Source organism: Helicobacter pylori, from assembly GCF_900120335.1.
Lineage (GTDB): Bacteria > Campylobacterota > Campylobacteria > Campylobacterales > Helicobacteraceae > Helicobacter > Helicobacter pylori_BU.
On record NZ_LT635477.1, the window covers coordinates 495,956 to 511,859 of the forward strand.

The 15,904-nt window shown below is 35.4% G+C and carries 14 protein-coding genes and 3 pseudogenes; 4 read left to right on the top strand and 13 right to left on the bottom strand.

Translation table 11 applies throughout. The features are described 5' to 3' along the window. Positions 1–12: 12 nt before the first annotated feature. The 12 genes and pseudogenes from CS889_RS02480 to CS889_RS02535 all read right to left on the bottom strand — a co-directional run bounded on the left by CS889_RS02480 (position 13) and on the right by CS889_RS02535 (position 11,197). The gene (locus CS889_RS02480) at positions 13–2,235 is read right to left on the bottom strand and encodes an RGS domain-containing GTPase-activating protein (protein ID WP_089086744.1); all 2,223 of its coding nucleotides are present in this window, start codon (positions 2,233–2,235) and stop codon (positions 13–15) included. Further along, positions 2,219–3,424: a DNA type IV secretion system protein ComB10 gene (locus CS889_RS02485; RefSeq protein ID WP_089086745.1), complete on the bottom strand. Its 1,206-nt coding sequence runs from the start codon at positions 3,422–3,424 to the stop codon at positions 2,219–2,221. Before CS889_RS02485 ends, CS889_RS02480 begins: the two co-directional genes overlap by 17 nt. Beyond that, positions 3,421–5,076, bottom strand: coding sequence for a TrbG/VirB9 family P-type conjugative transfer protein (locus CS889_RS02490; protein ID WP_000617227.1), 1,656 nt, complete (start codon positions 5,074–5,076; stop codon positions 3,421–3,423). Before CS889_RS02490 ends, CS889_RS02485 begins: the two co-directional genes overlap by 4 nt. After that, entirely contained in the window at positions 5,073–6,209 is a 1,137-nt protein-coding gene (locus CS889_RS02495) for a VirB8/TrbF family protein (protein WP_089086746.1), read from the bottom strand. The genes CS889_RS02490 and CS889_RS02495 overlap by 4 nt, the downstream gene beginning before the upstream one ends. Beyond that, positions 6,202–6,342: a hypothetical protein gene (locus CS889_RS08420; protein WP_000789928.1), complete on the bottom strand. Its 141-nt coding sequence runs from the start codon at positions 6,340–6,342 to the stop codon at positions 6,202–6,204. Before CS889_RS08420 ends, CS889_RS02495 begins: the two co-directional genes overlap by 8 nt. After that, positions 6,339–8,889: pseudogene (locus CS889_RS02505) on the bottom strand (VirB4 family type IV secretion/conjugal transfer ATPase). Before CS889_RS02505 ends, CS889_RS08420 begins: the two are co-directional and overlap by 4 nt. Next, the gene (locus tag CS889_RS02510) at positions 8,889–9,125 is read right to left on the bottom strand and encodes a hypothetical protein (protein WP_001168537.1); all 237 of its coding nucleotides are present in this window, start codon (positions 9,123–9,125) and stop codon (positions 8,889–8,891) included. Before CS889_RS02510 ends, CS889_RS02505 begins: the two are co-directional and overlap by 1 nt. Before the next feature lie 11 nt (positions 9,126–9,136). After that, on the bottom strand, positions 9,137–9,400 hold the full coding sequence (locus CS889_RS02515; RefSeq protein WP_001177718.1) for a hypothetical protein: 264 nt from the start codon (positions 9,398–9,400) through the stop codon (positions 9,137–9,139). Positions 9,401–9,411: 11 nt separating this feature from the next. Beyond that, entirely contained in the window at positions 9,412–9,696 is a 285-nt protein-coding gene (locus CS889_RS02520) for a TrbC/VirB2 family protein (protein ID WP_000413637.1), read from the bottom strand. Beyond that, positions 9,684–10,172, bottom strand: coding sequence for a hypothetical protein (locus CS889_RS02525; protein ID WP_089086747.1), 489 nt, complete (start codon positions 10,170–10,172; stop codon positions 9,684–9,686). Before CS889_RS02525 ends, CS889_RS02520 begins: the two co-directional genes overlap by 13 nt. A 63-nt stretch (positions 10,173–10,235) precedes the next feature. After that, a complete protein-coding gene (locus CS889_RS02530) occupies positions 10,236–10,394 on the bottom strand; it encodes a hypothetical protein (protein WP_231899360.1) in 159 nt (52 codons plus the stop codon). Between the two features lie 2 nt (positions 10,395–10,396). Further along, positions 10,397–11,197, bottom strand: a complete 801-nt coding sequence (locus tag CS889_RS02535; RefSeq protein WP_089086748.1) for an integrase — start codon at positions 11,195–11,197, stop codon at positions 10,397–10,399. A gap of 54 nt (positions 11,198–11,251) precedes the next feature. Between CS889_RS02535 and CS889_RS02540 the strand changes: the two are divergent. From CS889_RS02540 to CS889_RS02550, 3 genes and pseudogenes are all read left to right on the top strand, one after another. Then, positions 11,252–11,788 (top strand): annotated as a pseudogene (locus CS889_RS02540) (DNA adenine methylase); the annotation flags it as partial. Positions 11,789–11,790: 2 nt separating this feature from the next. Continuing rightward, entirely contained in the window at positions 11,791–12,414 is a 624-nt protein-coding gene (locus CS889_RS02545) for a GIY-YIG nuclease family protein (RefSeq protein WP_089086749.1), read from the top strand. Between the two features lie 147 nt (positions 12,415–12,561). Beyond that, positions 12,562–12,924: pseudogene (locus CS889_RS02550) on the top strand (DNA cytosine methyltransferase); the annotation flags it as partial. 159 nt (positions 12,925–13,083) lie between these two features. On the opposite strand, the gene CS889_RS02555 reads toward CS889_RS02550, so the two are convergent. Continuing rightward, positions 13,084–14,028, bottom strand: a complete 945-nt coding sequence (locus CS889_RS02555) for a catalase family peroxidase (protein WP_089086751.1) — start codon at positions 14,026–14,028, stop codon at positions 13,084–13,086. A gap of 286 nt (positions 14,029–14,314) precedes the next feature. Here CS889_RS02555 and hofC point away from each other — a divergent pair, with 286 nt between their 5' ends. Further along, positions 14,315–15,901 carry an outer membrane beta-barrel protein HofC gene (hofC, locus tag CS889_RS02560; RefSeq protein ID WP_089086752.1) on the top strand — a complete coding sequence of 529 codons (1,587 nt, stop codon included), beginning with the start codon at positions 14,315–14,317 and terminating at the stop codon, positions 15,899–15,901. Positions 15,902–15,904 lie beyond the last annotated feature (3 nt).

The following is a 15,904-nucleotide window of genomic DNA, read 5'->3' on the forward strand; positions in this document are numbered from 1 at the left end:
TTTTTTCCTTTCTTAATTGTTTGGGACAACCCAATTGTTGTGCGAAGCACATGAGTAATTAGCATTAGGCGTCTGTGCCCATGAGCAATATTTACCCTTAGTGCTAGATTTCCAAGCATTTCCAGGGCTAAAGTTATAACTCATACAAAGATTGCCATTCCCATTAGGGCGATAATAAGTCGCTTGCCAATTGGTAAATTCTTGTGTGTTAATGAGTTGTTTAACACCATTATTGAGATTAAGCTTTTGGCTTAATACAGTGAGTTCAAAATTTTTGCGATACTCATCGCTTAAATTAGGGGTATTCACATAGATAGTGGATGGAAAGCGTTTGAGTGTTTTTTGAGCTTGTGAGACATAGTAATACTTATAGGTGTCATACACAGCATCACTATCGCCCTCATTTCTAGGGCGGATATATCCAATCGTAGTGCCTTGATTGACAGTCTGATATCGTGTAACCCACTTAGCTAGGGTGCGTAAATTACCTTGAGAATAGCCTGTATAGCTGTGTGTTTTAGTCCAAGACCCCCATCCATCATTACAATAAGAAGTGGTTATCCATTGACTGCTATTTAAAGACATTTCTTGAATTTCAAAAGTGGTATATTGTGGCAAATCATAATTTGAGCCACTAATAGTGTCTAAATCGCCTACATCTTCGCCTTTAACGCTACTTTCTACATTGATTTTGATATAAGGTTGGATAATTTTAGGCACTTTACCCATATCAGAAGTGTAATCACAGCCTGTTACATTGTAGTATTGGTTAGACACCGTATCAAAGATACGAATTTGAGTGGGGCGATAAGCCTCTAATTTAGCGTTATCAAACTGCCATTTACCGCACGCATAAGTTTGGTAGCTAAATTTTAAAGGACTAACCACATCATGACTGATAAAGACTTTTTCTTTAGTAATGGGGTTAATATAGTATTGATTAATCACTCTTTGAACAGTGCGAGTGCTTGGGTTATTATCGTATTTAACTAATTGTTCTTGCACATTTGCAAAATCAGTGCAAGGTTTAGCTACATGGATTAAGTTATCAAGCCCACGAAATAAAATTTCTGTTTGAAAAAAACTTGCCATGCCACTTCCATAGCCTTTATTAGTGGTGGTATCTAGCTTGCATTTATTGGCATCTTCATACATAGGAAATTCAAATTGCTCCCCATATAAATCCACACAACCCCCAATGTTAATACTTTTGTTTTCTCTGTTGATAAAATAAAATTGTGTTTGCTTAATGGCTTTCATATTTTCAAAGTCATAGTTGTATTGACAGACATTGTCATTTCTAAAAGCTTGCATTTTAAAGCAAGAGCCATTTCTATCCACAATGTCTATATTCATCGTATTGCCATTTCTAATAGGAGCGGTGCAAAATTCATTGGTATAATGGCTATCTGCACTAGCAGTGCCTCCATTAGCACTATTACTCCCATTAGCTCCGCTTGTGCCATTAATTCCATTAGCACCACTACCATTTTGAAGTCCGGGGGAATAAGGGAAAGGAATAAAGCCCCCTCCCATGCCTCCTATACCTCCGCCTCCATTCATAAAGTGGGTATAGCCACTATTAGAACTCCCACTAGAGCCATTTCCACTCCCAGCAATTGGGGGGAATGGGTTATAGCCTACGCCTTGATAACCACTTGTGCCATTAGCTCCATTTGCTCCACTACTTCCATTTTCCCCTTTAGCCCCATTATTACCAGAAGTGCCATTTACTCCATTTGCACTTGTGCCATTAGAGCCAGCGTTATTGCTTGTGTCTCCATAACCACTTGCATATCCCATGCCACTTGCCCCACTCCCACTAAAACCTTTGCCATTTTTACTAGAGACATACGCACTTTTACTCACCCCTATGGCATTAGACATCTCACTATCGTTTTCACCGCCTAAGACAATCCTTGTGCCTTTTTTAAGAACCAGTTTGCTTTTAATTTCTTTAATGGCGTTTGGGGGGCTTTGTAAGGTCTTATAATCATTGCCCTTTTTAATATGAGTTACACTAATAGAAAGATTAGCTCTGTTTTTAGAAACCTTGTAATTACCCATAGCAATGGTATTTTCTTGCACCTTATTACCCACAACAACTAAAGCCTTAAATTCGCTATTTTTTCTTAAATTCCAATCTTGCATAGTCTGAATGACAAGAGCATGGCTATTTGAAAGTGCTACACATAAACTCATTAAAATTTTAAACACATTAGATTTCTTCTTCATTGTTAATTTCCTCTTTTGTTTTGATTAGGGGTTTTTTCTCTTTAAAGAACTCCGCTAAAACCTCCCCATCTTTTGGTTTAGGGATAAAGATGTCTAAATTAGGGCTAATAAACACTCTGCTCCCCTCTCTAATGATGATAATGGGGTTTTGCGCTCCATATTGCCTTAGCATTTGATTGATAACTTGATTGATGCCCATGCCTGTATTTCTAGTGAGTTGCATAAGCAAGTAATCCCCAAAAAAAGGGTTGCCATCACCCTTTCTATTTTGCCTATTAGCTAAGGCTGAAGTAATTCCTATTAAAAGACCATTAGAGAGCGTGTTAGTGAGTAAGGGGATACCATAGCGTTGAAAGTTTCGGCTAATGTATTTGCCTACTAAGCCATTATAACCCTTCACATCAGCCCCCCTTGCGTTAGTGAGCATGATGTTTATGCCTTGAGGCGTGATAATTCTAGTCCAAGCAATGTTAAGGCGGTATTGTCCAATTTGATTGTTATTATTGTAATAGCCTATAACTTTAGAGCCTTTAGGGATTAGCACCGCTCTACCCATAGAAGCAAATATATCGCTCTCTACTTGGGCGGTTACTTTTCCAGCAATTTGAGAGCTAATAGGCGTGATTAAAAAGGCTGGTATCATTCTATCAGCGGTTATGGTTCTTAAAAGCTTATGCTCATTAGTGCCGATGTCTTTATATTTTAAATTAGTAAAACTATCCACGCCGTATTCCATCTCAGGCTTAGTGGCTGGTTTAGTTGGTTCTAAAGGTTTAAGGCGTGTGTTTAAAAATTCTAATTGCTCTTTAGTATGCTTTGGTTTAGGCTTTATTTTAGAGGGGCTTTGTAAAACTTGTTGTAAATGCGTGATAGTATTATTTTGCTGATTAAGATTGTTGTTAAGATGACTATAATCTTTAATGTTAGGATTAGCTGAAACACTAGGATTGGGGCTAGTTTGTGTTGTAGGCTCTTGGGTAGTTACTTCTGGTGTTTCTTTGGCTTTTTTTGGCTCTTCTTTGACTTCTTCAAAGAAATAATCACTTAAAGGGAATTTACTCTCACTTACTTGAAAGATTTCTTCTTTATTGTTATTGTTTGAGCCTTTATTAGCAAGCAATCCTAATGCCATTAAAACAACAAAGCCCCCAACACCTAAGCCTATCTTTTTAAGCAAGGATTGTTTCATCTTGCCCTCTTTGCTATCTTTTCTATACAAAGATAGGCTTTACCAAGCTTTAAATTCCATTGATTTGAGACATCTTCAGCGATTAAGTAATCGCCTACTACTCTGCTATTAACAGGATTATCATAGCCATCTATAACTTTATAAACTACAGGGAATTTACTTCTAGCATTAGAGCGGTTAAATTTAAAATAGGTAAATTGCTCATCATTAAAGATTTGAGTGGGTAAATCATCTTTGTATTTGGATTTGACAACCTTTTTACACATCCATAAGCAATACCATTTGCGTTTTTTCTTGTCTATAATGACATAGCCATATTCCATTTTTTTCTTGTTGATATAGATGTGATTGACATTGTCCCCAATTTTAATGAATTTGCCATCATCTTTGATTTTGGCGGAGTAATCCACATATTTCATTTCATCTTGGCTGTGTCTATGCTCTTTGAAAGTTTTAGTTTGATTGCTAATCACTTTAAAATTTTCTGAAGCCTTTCTAGAATTAGCTAAAGCGTTACTAGGTGGATAGCTAGGGGATTTGAAACGATTTAAAGAAATGGGAGCATTTGCTAACGCTATTTTAGTGGTAGTAGGGTTTTTAGATTTTGTAAGTGGGTTTTGCTCTTTAATATTTGGTGATTTTTTAGTTATCTTTTTAGGGACATTATGGCTTGTTTTAATGTCTTTGTTTTGGGTGCTATGAGTGGGTTTATTTTCTTTGTTGATTTCTTTCTTAGTGGTAGTGAAATTTTTAAAATACTCTTTAGAAGAAATATACACCATTAAGGCTGGGTTTTTAGAGCTGGTATATGTGGTTGAAAACATATAAAAGCTATAGACCTTACCGCTTTTTCCAATGATAGTTAAATTGCTATCTACGCCAATTTGCAAGGGCTTAATGAGTAAGATATTAGAAATTAAATGCTCTTTATCTTCGCCAAGCATTTTAGTAGAAAAGCCTATATCATCGCCTAGAACCACTTGTGCGATTGGCTCATCAAAAATAAAAGTGGTTGTCATAGCATATCTTAGGCGAATATTGAAAGTATCGCCTATGGTGTAGTGGATAAAGTGGGTGTTATCTTTGATAGAGCGATTTTTAGCAAAAAAATTGGCTTGGATGGCATTGAAGTTTGTCATAGGTTTTAAAGAATTATCTTCATCGCTATTATCATCGCTTAAAACTTCATCGCTCTTTTGAGTTTGTTTGGAGTTTTCTTTATTTGCATAAGGGCTATTAGCACTAAATGCACTAATAGGCGCATCATTAGGTTTTGGGGTGAGTTTATCATTAACATAATTAGTGGCGTTAGTGATAGTTTGCTTGGTGTTATTAAGAGCGTTATTAGTGAATTGCTTGGCGTTATTTAGCATTGTTTGAGTTTGTGTGTTATTTGGTTGGTTATTTTGTATAGGTGTAGTGGGTTGTGAATAAGGGTTTTGATTTGGCATAGGTGTTTGCATAGAATTAGGCTGTGTGTTGTAGTTAGTGCTAGGTTGTGTTTCTTGGTTAGTCTGGTTATTAAAGGGTTGTAAGGAAACATCGCCTTTTGAATAATCCATAGGCTCATTATAATTTTGAATGTTATTTTCTGCTAATAAGGGAGCTAAGAGTGATAAAGTAAAACTAATTCCCCTAAATGCCCTAATCATTGTTCTTCCTTATTATTAGGCATATTAGCTGGGTTGTTTTGGGGGTTAGTTGGATTTTGTTTTTTGTATTCAATTTTAGAATGGGGTCTTTCCACTTTTTTATAAGTCTTATCTAGGGCTTTAATGCTTGCGATTTCACTCAAGGAATATTTATCTACGATAAAGCCTGTAGGGTTTTTAGGCATAGAACTATAATCAAATTGAATAAGGGGTTTGAAGTGATAGATTAAAGACACTCTGTAGCGTTTTTCAGAGATTAAATAGCCTTTATCAAAGACCTTAGCTACAATATCTGCTACAGCGATATTTTGTTGTTTGCCTTGCTTATAGATAGAAATATTGATGATTTTAATTTCTCTATCCATATTAGAGTTAGAATAGATACTGCCCTTGCCTGATACTAACTGCTCTAAAGTTTTCCACACTTCTTCAGAGCTTTGCTCTCTTATGGTTTCATTCAAGCGGACTTTGTCATCAATATGATTGATAGTTTCTCTAGCTGTAATGTAAGAGCCGACTAGATTTCTTAAAAATGCCTCGCCATAATCTACTTTGGTATCCGCTCTTTGCACCACAGCAAAATGCTTATCGCTATTAGCAAAGTCTATAAAATAAGGCGTGTTTTCTTTTAAGGGCATCATAGTGAAAATGGCTATACTTAAAGCAATGATACCTATAAGCCCCCCTATAGCTAATCTATACGCTATTTGAGTGTTCTTTCTTTGGATTTCAAACACGCTAGATAAATCTAACTCATCTTTTTTAAAACTCTCTAATTGCGTGTTTATGCTAGATGTGATACTTTCTTGCAACTTATGCGTAACAATGCGTTTTAACTTAGGCAAAACCCTTTCTTGAATTTTATTCTCCCATTTTTCAAAAGAGATTTTTTCTAACTCTTGGTTTTTAGCAATGCTTGTTTGAATGCTTTTAATGAGCTCTTCTTGATTTTCTTTGGTATCTTGTTCTAAAAACTCTTCTTGTTGGTTTTTTTCTTGTTCTTCTAAAAACATGCTTAAACTCATAAAAAAGCATTTAGCGTATTCTTTAATATTTTCTTTAGTAAAAGAGCCTATTTCAAAGGAATTTTCTAATTCTTTTAAATGCTCTCTAAGTTCTTGCAAATTAGACATGTGTCCCCCTTAAAAAAGAGTTGTTTAAGTCCTTTAACGCACAAGGGGATTTTTTTATTTCTATGAATTTATATGAGCATGCACATAGAAACATAGCCACTATCACAAAAACTAAACGCATGATGTTTTTCATTTAAGCACCTTTTCTAAGTGTTTTTTGTCATCAAAATTTTCGTGTTTGTTACTCACAAAGACTTCTCGCCAAGTTTTAGGGTAATGCTTAATGAGATTATCAATGTGTTCTACCATGCTAGAATTAGAGCTAAAGATTTGTAGGTAATTACCCAAAGAACTTAGGCTCACATCTATAATGTTGGATGAGCCATCATTCATGTTTTTGAGTAAGACTTTGTATTCATTAACGGCGGTGTTTTCTAAAAAATGTTTTTCTGTATCGCTTAGTCTAATGCCAAATTTATCGTTTAAATCTTTGGTATCAATATTTCTTTGGGGATACAAAATCAATTGCCCCATATTTTTTATAAAGCTTTGAGCGTTTCTCACTTCGCTTAGTTGGTTAATGTCTTGTAAGGCTAGAACAATCACCCCATTAGCCTTTCTAGCTTGAGTAATGATTTCATTGATTTTTTTATTCATCATTTCATTTTGAGCGTAAGACTTAAACTCATCAATAAAGCATAAAAACCCACGATTGATTTTTAAGGCTCTGTCAATCATCTTATGAAAGACATAGTAGGCTAAAAGCCCAGCGTCATCATCATTATGTAAAATGCTATCGGTATTTATGGTGCTAATACGAGTTTTAAAATCTAGACTATCCATTCGGCTAGAAAATAAGGAAGATTTTAAATAGTCTTCAAAACTACTATCTAAAATGTCTGTATTGGTTTTAACAATGGCATTGACAAACTCTTTTAAATCAAAAGGAAGGGGTAATTCTTGGTTGCTAAATTTGGCTTGTTTGACTTCATCGTTATAATTTCTATACATCGTATCAATAGCATTTAAAAGGGCTGTTCTATCTTCTACTTTATCCTTATGGTCATCATAACTATCCACTTTTGCCATTTGGGCATAAAAATGCAATAAAAAGGCTCTATTAGTTGCACTATCTTCTAATGAAAAAGGGTTAATATGAAAGTTTTCGCCTTGATTATAAATCCCATCAAAATACTTGGTAAAGGAATACAAACCATTTAGTCTATCAAGAGCTAAAATATCAATGTTAGAATATTTTAAGGCACTCATCATCAAATAGCTAATGAGTGTGGTTTTACCAGCACCTGTTGCTCCTATAATCATGGTATGTCCCACTACTCGTGCGACATTGTGGGCTAACACGCCCTTATGTTTGACTTCTTGATTATGAAAATTAAACAAATAAGGGCTATGGTCTAGGTTCTTAAACACAGATAAGGGCATATCCCCCCAAGAATTTGCTCTAAAACCTGTATTATTTTTCTCAAACAAAATCAAAGATGCTATGACTTGGGAAGTTTGATGTCTCATTCTAGGGTTGATATTAAGATGGTTTTAGCCCTATAGTTTCTGTAACACTGCCTAGTCCAGCATTATTAAGCAAGGATAAAATCTCTTTTAAAGACTTGTCTAATTTAGCTTTACTTTTAGCCCTTATAACTAAGTTTAAAGCACACTCTTGCATGCTCAAACGATTGGCTTGCACTAATTCTATATAATTATCAATATCAGCTTTTACTATTTTAGAAAGCGTGAGCTTTTTCTTAGTTTTTAAAAAATTCAGGCTTTCAAATTGCCCTAAAGAGCGGATATGAAAGATTAAATCTAGTTCAATTTGGGTGTGTAAAAGAGTAGATATAGGGAGCGAAGAAATTTCTTCGCTCTCATAAGCCTTAATCCCCACACACGCACAAAAGGTGTTTTGATTTTGAAATTCAATGACAAAGTAATCTTTCTTAAAATGCACATTAGATGCAATATAGCTATCGCTTAATCGCTTTAATTTAGGATTAAAGGCGATGTATTTGCCATTGATGTATTCTGCGTAGAAATTTAATACTTCTTTAGAATTTAGTAAAGTAGGTTTAAATTCTTTAAGAGCGTTTTTTACTCTTTCTATGGTTTGAATGAGTAAGGCTCTTTTACTTGTGGCGCTAAAGGTTATCTTTTTTTTGAACTTGTTTTTCTTGTCTTTTTTAGAGCTTGTGTTTGAATGAGTTTCATTGGAGCTATTTTCATTCTCTTGTTTATCTTCTTTAGAGCTTTCTTCTAACTCTTCATTAATTGAAGTAGTCATTTCCAATTTCTTTTTTTCAAAGAAAGACTTGACATTAGAAGTGATAGTTTCAAACACTAAAAAATACTCTGTTTTATAGATTTCCTTGCTTTCAAATTGTGTGATAATAGCTTTGGCATAAATATTGTCAATATTTGGACTTTGATTGATAAATTCCTTACGCCTTTTAGCCACAATTCTTAATTGAATGTCTTTACTAATGGTGTTGAGAACATTTTGTCTAGTATCAAAATAGCCCTCTAAGTCTTTTTGCATTAAATTAGAATAGCTTAGTCCTTGTAAGGATATAATGCCTACTAGATTTTCTTGTTTGGTAATAATGAAAGTATCATCATACAAGCCTAAAATATTGCACTCCTGTGCCATAGAATAGGTTTTTGGCACAAACCCTGCTAAAAGGTCTATGGCTTTTTCCTTGCAATATTTAAGGGCACTTTCTAACATTAAGAAGACTTTCTTTTTCTTTTAGGGGTGTTTTTATTGCTTTGATTAGCTAAAACAACTTCTTTATGCAACTCATCTACAATATTTCTAATATTAGTAACAAGAATATAGGCATCTAAATGAGCTTCTTTTTTCATTAACGCATTCACACTTGATTTTAAGCTAGAGATAGCTTGTTTTAAGTTGTAAGAAATGGTTAATGGATTAGGTTTTTCTACTAAGACTTCTTTTTGCATATTTTTTCCTTTTAAGCATAAAATGAATTAGCTTTGGTTTTAATTTTGGAATGAGCGATTAAAATGTCACTTATATCTTCATCAAAGAACTCCGCTATGCTAAAAATTAAGAGAAAGCACACATAAAGCACAAAAGAGTTCAATATATCTAGCCAAGGCATCATAATAAAAGGCACAAATCCTGAGAGTAAAAAACTCTTAGCATTGAGCCAAAGAAATTTTTCTTTGGAGCTGATTTCTTTGAGATTAGAAACTGAAATACCAACTAATTGCATGGGGACTTCTTTTAAAAAATACTCATAAACCAGTTAGCTAAGGCTGGGGCTTTAAAAAAGATTGCAGCACCAATTGCAATAGCAAGCACGGTCATTAAAATTTCTTTCCATCTATCTAAGTTTTTCCATATAAAAATAGCAAGTCCTAAAAAAATAACCATTAAAATGCCTTTAGCCGTAGGGCTAGTGAGCTGTTGTTCAATGGAATTAAAAAAGGTAGTCATATCCGCTTGTAATAAAAGAGGTGAAAAACCTAAAAAGGCGATAAGCTTTCTAAAATGCCTTAATTTTTCCATGCAATGTTCCTTTCTTTTTTAATCACGCAAAATTTCGCTAACACTTTGTAAGTATTTTGATTGAGCTTAAAATCTAAGTGATAAATAACAAGTTCTTCATCAAACTCTAAATTTTCTTCATTGATAACTTGCGTTAAATGAATGATTTGATTTTTTAAGGCTTGTGTCATTTCATAGGTAATAACCTTTAAAACACCGATTTGTTTGATTTGAGCTAAATTCAAAGGCTCTTTGTCTTTTAGTAGGGCAAACTCACTCTCAAAAGTAAAATGCCCTAATCTATTTTCTAAATGCTTTTCTAGCAATGAAAAATCTTTATCCCATAAATAACTGCAAGTAAGCTCTGTTTGGCTCTCTAAGGTTTTTGCGATTGTCTCTTGTTCTTTGTTTGAATAAAACTTTTCTAAATGCTCTTTTACATTCAGCAATGTTTCATCAATTTGTATGGACTTCTTGTGTAAGATTAGTTCAATCATTGTTTTCCTTTAGTAAATTTGAAAACTCTTCTCTTGTTAATTCATTCTTAGTTTCAGTTGTTGTTATCCAATAAGCTTGTAGATTTTTTGTAAAGCTTTTTTAAACAAATCCGCTAAAAACTTTTCTTGTGTTTCGGTATCCATTTGCGAAAAATCAATTTGTAAAATCAGTTTGCTGTTTTTCTTATTGAAACAAATACTTAAAGTTGTGCTTGGTGTCATTCTTAAACACTCTCTTGAAAGTAGTTTGAAAAGTAGTTTGAAACTTTGGGTGAGTTGTTAATAGGTTCGCCTACACATTCTTTGTCTTTTAAAGCCTTTAAGAGATTTTTCTTCACAATGGCTGTTTGATAGAAACAAAGATTAGAAGGAATGTCTTTGTTTGTTAAATCCTTGTAGGATAAAGTGTAAGTGGTATTAGGATTAGAAATAGGCGTGAATTTTAAAACAACATTATTAACTCTTTGCATAAGCTCTTGGCTAGGAATATGCATAACACATTCTTTGTTGTTAATTTTTACTCTCTCAATTTCTTTGGCAAACTTTTCTAAGAAACGCATAATCTGTAAGAAAAAAGGCGATGGGATATTGTTCTTTTGATTAGCTCCTATGTAGTTATAGCTCTCTAATTCTCTGTAATCTTTAAGATACACATACAAGTATCTTTGTTTTCCTTTAATGACTTCAATAAAACCTTGCTCTTCTAATATATTGACATTCTTTCTTAGAGTTCTTGCTACAACTTGCAAAAACATTTTGGCGTAATGTCTATCTAGGGCAATCTTATTAGACTTAGCATTAAATGCGAGCTTGTAGAGTATGTCTAATAATCTTTTAGCTCCTTGTCCGCCTACAAAGCTTATAGAACCTTGCCCATGCATAATGCTAGGATTAAAGAGTTTGTAGTCTAAATCTTTTTTAAATTTGAAATAATGCTCATGCGTGTTTTTAGCATAAGCAAGATTTGCCTTATAAAGTGTGTTTAACTCATCTTTATCTAAATTAGGTTTTAATGTCTTTGCCATAGTTTTCAAGTCCCTTTCTATGAGACTTAGAGACAGAAACTAACATTCTAGTAAGAATGCGTTTTAGACTCTTTAGTTTTGGCTAGAGATTATTACTTTAACTTTAATTTAAGCTATGGGCCGGGATTTTTGGGGTGGATGAGTAAAATTTATACCGATAAACAACGCTATCTAAACGCTCTTTTAAAAATTAAAGATTTTAACGCCCCTAGTTTAAAGGTGGAATGCTCTAGTTTTGAAGAAGTATTGATCGCTTATCCTAATGATTTTTTCTATCTTGACCCCCCTTATGTGTTAGAAAATTCTAAAATGTTTAAGGGGATTTATCCTATGCGTAATTTTCCTATCCACCATAATGGTTTTAAACATGAAGTATTGGCTCACATGCTAAAAAGGCATAAAGGACCATTTATTTTAAGCTATAATGACTGCGAATTGGTAAGGAATGCTTATAAGGATTTTAAAATTTTAGAGCCCTCTTGGCAATACACTATGGGACAAGGCGAAACCAGAATGGGTAAAAACCGCTTAGAAAGAGGCGATAATAACCATGTCAAACAATCTCATGAGCTATTGATCATCAAGGAGTAAAAATGCATATTAGCGGAGTCAAAACTGCCTTTAAAATCGCTGATGTAGAATATGTGAAAGACAGCACAAAGTTGAATTTCAACTATCTTAAGGATTTAAAAGATGAAAACAATCAATCTTTATCTCAAAATATTTTGACTCAAAATGTGGCTAGAGTGTATTTAATTGTAGTGGATGGTGAGATTAAAAAAATTGGTGGCTCTCAAGCGGATGATGGGATTAAAAGCACGCTCAATATTTATAAAGATGGAGGAGTCAAAGGGAGGCCTAGCATTAGAAGTTTTGGCGTGTGGTATTTTCTTTACCATACGATACTCACAGGGGCTAAAATAGAATTTTACATGATTTATCAACCTAATTTTGAAACTCAAGTGAAAGGCTTGTTTGGTTTTTATGCAATCAAAGACGCAAGCATCAGCTATAAACTTTTAGAGCAAGCTTGCCTAATGGATTATAGAAACAATAATAATGACGCATTACCCGAATGGAATGCGCGAGAGCAAGGTAAAGATTGGCCAAACGATATTAAAGATGAGCATGCTAATATCACTCAAAAAGCTCAAAACAGAGAAAAGGCCATCCATAGAAAGGCGATTGACAAACCTGGCAGAACTTTAAAAGATTGAATAAATGATCTTAACCCAATTTCAAAAAAGGGTTTTAAGTTTTACTCCATTTAAAAAAGTGTGGGTTTAGATGAAAGGAAGAAATAAAACTTGTATAAAGTAGCCGATATTTTTTGTGGTGCTGGAGGGTTGAGCTATGGCTTTTCTGTGCATCCCCATTTTGAATTAATATGGGCTAACGATATAGACAAAGACGCCATTTTAAGCTATCAAGCCAACCATAAAGAGACGCAAACCATTTTATGCGATATTGCGCAACTTCATTGCCACAACTTGCCATGCGTTCCAATTGACATTCTGCTAGGCGGACCACCATGCCAGAGCTATTCTACCCTTGGCAAAAGAAAAATGGATGAAAAAGCGAATCTGTTTAAAGAATATTTGCGGCTCTTAGATTTAGTGAAACCAAAAATATTTGTTTTTGAAAATGTGGTGGGTTTGATGTCTATGCAAAAAGGGCAATTGTTCCAACGAATTTGTAACGCTTTTAAAGAGAGAGGTTATATTTTAGAGCATGCCATTTTAAACGCCCTAGATTATGGTGTGCCTCAAATAAGAGAGGAAGTGTTTTAGTGGGTGCGCTTAAAAGTTTTAAACAAAAATTCCACTTCCCTAAACCCATAAAAACGCATTTTTGCAACCAACTTATATTGATCCACCCTATCTTTTTTATTGCCTTCTGCTAAAAGTGATCCCATAAACTTCATTCCTGATTTGAAACAAGGGATCAGTAGGGGCTTCTACGCCTTTAGGGAGATCAGCTGGGAAATACACATCTTTATTGCAACCCGTTCCTTCGTATTTTTCAACTTTCAAAGTCCCCACTAATAATTCCTTATGCTTGCCTTTCCAAAGCGCAGTCGTGTCGTTGGTGGCATCATTTTGATTCGCAAACACCAGATACATTTGGTATTCTATGGGCTTAGTTTTAAGGTGTTGTTGGAATGAAGAGAGCAAATAATTTGAATCTTTTTGCTTTAATTCTTGGGGGTTAAGATACTTAACGCCGTCTTTAGGCACAAATTTCCACCTCGCAGGCAATAATTTCTCTTCCTTATCTTTAAACTTGAACGCATGCACGCTATAATAAGGCGTGTTAGCCACGCTTGAGCTAATCCCTATCGTTTTCATATAGGCGGCAAAATTCCTATAAGAGGGGACTTCTTCATAAAGCTTTTTGATTCTTGCTTCATCTACCTTGCCATTTTTAGGAATCCTCATCTCAAAAAATTGGGCGAATTCTTCAGGGTTTTTGGCAAAATTGATTTCTGTGTTGAGCATCACCATTGTCCAACTAGCGTTTTGATTTTCCAATTTTAACGCCATTCCCCTAACTTTGCTTTTATCGTCCATCATCGCACCCCCTAAAGAATACCTTACAGACGCAGGGATTTCTTTTTCATTGAGTAGTGGCACCTCTAAATCCTCTCTTGCTTGCAAATTAGGGAGGAACACGCCTTTAGCGCAAAACCCCTTAGTGTGGTTGATTTTCATTTTAGGCTCTTTGGCGTTGAGTTTATAGAAAATATCCGCAATCTCTTCAGCGCTCACTTCATGGGCTTTTAAAAAACCCAAACTCAAAACCAAACACAAGCTCAAACCAATTTTTTTCATTTTTGCTCCTTATTGTCATTTTTTTAATCTATGTATTGATGTAAAAACCATTTTTAGCTTTAAGATATTATCATATTATATACTATCAATGCAGATAGTTTTTAAAGCGACTATGTAAAACTATGTAAAATAGAAGCTTTTTCACTAGCAAACTGGCGTTTGAAAATTTAAATTTTGTAAATTTTGAGAAAAACTAGCTTGATTTTAAACTAAATCTATATTCTTTTATGCTAGAATTACTTTTACATAGTAATTTATCTATTCTCAGGTAAAGTAAGGAAGAGGAATGAAATTAAAGAAACGAAAAGTTGCGACTACATTGCTAAAGCGTTTTACCTTGCCACTATTGTTCACTACGGGTTCATTAGGGGCGGTTACTTATGAAGTGCATGGGGATTTTATCAACTTCTCCAAAGTGGGTTTTAACCATTCGCCCATTAACCCTGTTAAAGGTATCTATCCCACAGAAACTTTTGTTAACCTTACGGGTAAGCTAGAGGGGTCTGTGCATTTAGGTAGGGGATGGACCGTGAATTTAGGCGGTGTTTTGGGCGGACAAGTTTATGATAGCACTAAGTATGATAGGTGGGCAAAGGATTTTACCCCCCCAAGCTATTGGGATAAGACTTCTTGCGGCACGGATTCTTTGAGTCTTTGTATGAATGCGACTAAAATGTGGCAACAGCAAGGGCCAGGCGGTGTCATTGACCCTAGAGGTATTGGTTGGGAATATATGGGTGAGTGGAACGGCTTGTTCCCTAACTACTATCCGGCTAACGCCTATTTGCCTGGTGGTTCAAGGCGCTATGAAGTTTATAAAGCGAATCTTACTTATGATAGTAGCAGAGTCCATATGGTCATGGGGCGCTTTGACGTTACCGAGCAGGAGCAAATGGATTGGATTTACCAATTGTTCCAAGGTTTTTATGGGACTTTCAAGCTTACGAACAAGATGAAATTCTTGCTCTTTAGCTCTTGGGGTCGTGGTATCGCTGATGGTCAATGGTTGTTCCCCATTTATCGTGAAAAGCCTTGGGGTATTCATAAAGCCGGTATTATTTATCGCCCTACAAAGAATTTGATGATCCACCCTTATGTGTATCTCATCCCAATGGTAGGTACATTGCCCGGTGCTAAAATAGAGTATGATACCAATCCTGAGTTTAGCGGTAGAGGTATTAGGAATAAAACGACTTTCTATGTGTTGTATGACTATCGTTGGAATAACGCTGAATACGGTCGTTACGCGCCCGCTCGTTATAACACTTGGGATCCGTTCTTGGATAATGGTAAGTGGCGTGGCTTGCAAGGTCCTGGTGGTGCGACGCTCTATTTGCACCACCACATAGACATTAACAACTACTTTGTGGTTGGTGGTGCTTACCTCAACATCGGTAACCCTAACATGAACTTAGGTACTTGGGGTAACCCTGTGGCTCTTGATGGTATCGAACAATGGGTCGGTGGCATCTATAGCTTAGGGTTTGCGGGGATTGACAACATTACCGACGCTGACGCGTTCACCGAGTATGTTAAAGGTGGAGGCAAGCACGGTAAGTTCAGTTGGAGCGTTTATCAGCGCTTCACCACCGCTCCAAGGGCATTGGAATATGGTATTGGTATGTATCTAGACTATCAGTTCAGCAAGCATGTTAAAGCGGGTCTCAAACTCGTGTGGTTAGAGTTCCAAATTCGTGCGGGTTACAACCCTGGAACCGGTTTCCTTGGGCCAAACGGTCAGCCGCTCAACTTGAATAATGGTTTGTTTGAATCTTCGGCGTTCGCGCAAGGCCCTCAAAACATGGGTGGTATCGCAAAAAGCATTACTCAAGACAGAAGCCATTTGATGACACACATCAGTTATAGTTTCTAAGGG

Bases quoted from the DNA above. Each gene is read 5' to 3' on its own strand.
- CS889_RS02530 (WP_231899360.1), bottom strand. From the start codon at position 10,394: ATGACACCAAGCACAACTTTAAGTATTTGTTTCAATAAGAAAAACAGC.
- CS889_RS02510 (WP_001168537.1), bottom strand. From the start codon at position 9,125: ATGCAAAAAGAAGTCTTAGTAGAAAAACCTAATCCATTAACCATTTCT.
- CS889_RS02480 (WP_089086744.1), bottom strand. From the start codon at position 2,235: ATGAAGAAGAAATCTAATGTGTTTAAAATTTTAATGAGTTTATGTGTA.
- CS889_RS08420 (WP_000789928.1), bottom strand. From the start codon at position 6,342: ATGAAAAACATCATGCGTTTAGTTTTTGTGATAGTGGCTATGTTTCTA.
- CS889_RS02520 (WP_000413637.1), bottom strand. From the start codon at position 9,696: ATGGAAAAATTAAGGCATTTTAGAAAGCTTATCGCCTTTTTAGGTTTT.
- CS889_RS02525 (WP_089086747.1), bottom strand. From the start codon at position 10,172: ATGATTGAACTAATCTTACACAAGAAGTCCATACAAATTGATGAAACA.
- CS889_RS02535 (WP_089086748.1), bottom strand. From the start codon at position 11,197: ATGGCAAAGACATTAAAACCTAATTTAGATAAAGATGAGTTAAACACA.
- CS889_RS02490 (WP_000617227.1), bottom strand. From the start codon at position 5,076: ATGATTAGGGCATTTAGGGGAATTAGTTTTACTTTATCACTCTTAGCT.
- hofC (WP_089086752.1), top strand. From the start codon at position 14,315: ATGAAATTAAAGAAACGAAAAGTTGCGACTACATTGCTAAAGCGTTTT.
- CS889_RS02555 (WP_089086751.1), bottom strand. From the start codon at position 14,028: ATGAAAAAAATTGGTTTGAGCTTGTGTTTGGTTTTGAGTTTGGGTTTT.
- CS889_RS02545 (WP_089086749.1), top strand. From the start codon at position 11,791: ATGCATATTAGCGGAGTCAAAACTGCCTTTAAAATCGCTGATGTAGAA.
- CS889_RS02515 (WP_001177718.1), bottom strand. From the start codon at position 9,400: ATGCAATTAGTTGGTATTTCAGTTTCTAATCTCAAAGAAATCAGCTCC.
- CS889_RS02495 (WP_089086746.1), bottom strand. From the start codon at position 6,209: ATGTCTAATTTGCAAGAACTTAGAGAGCATTTAAAAGAATTAGAAAAT.
- CS889_RS02485 (WP_089086745.1), bottom strand. From the start codon at position 3,424: ATGAAACAATCCTTGCTTAAAAAGATAGGCTTAGGTGTTGGGGGCTTT.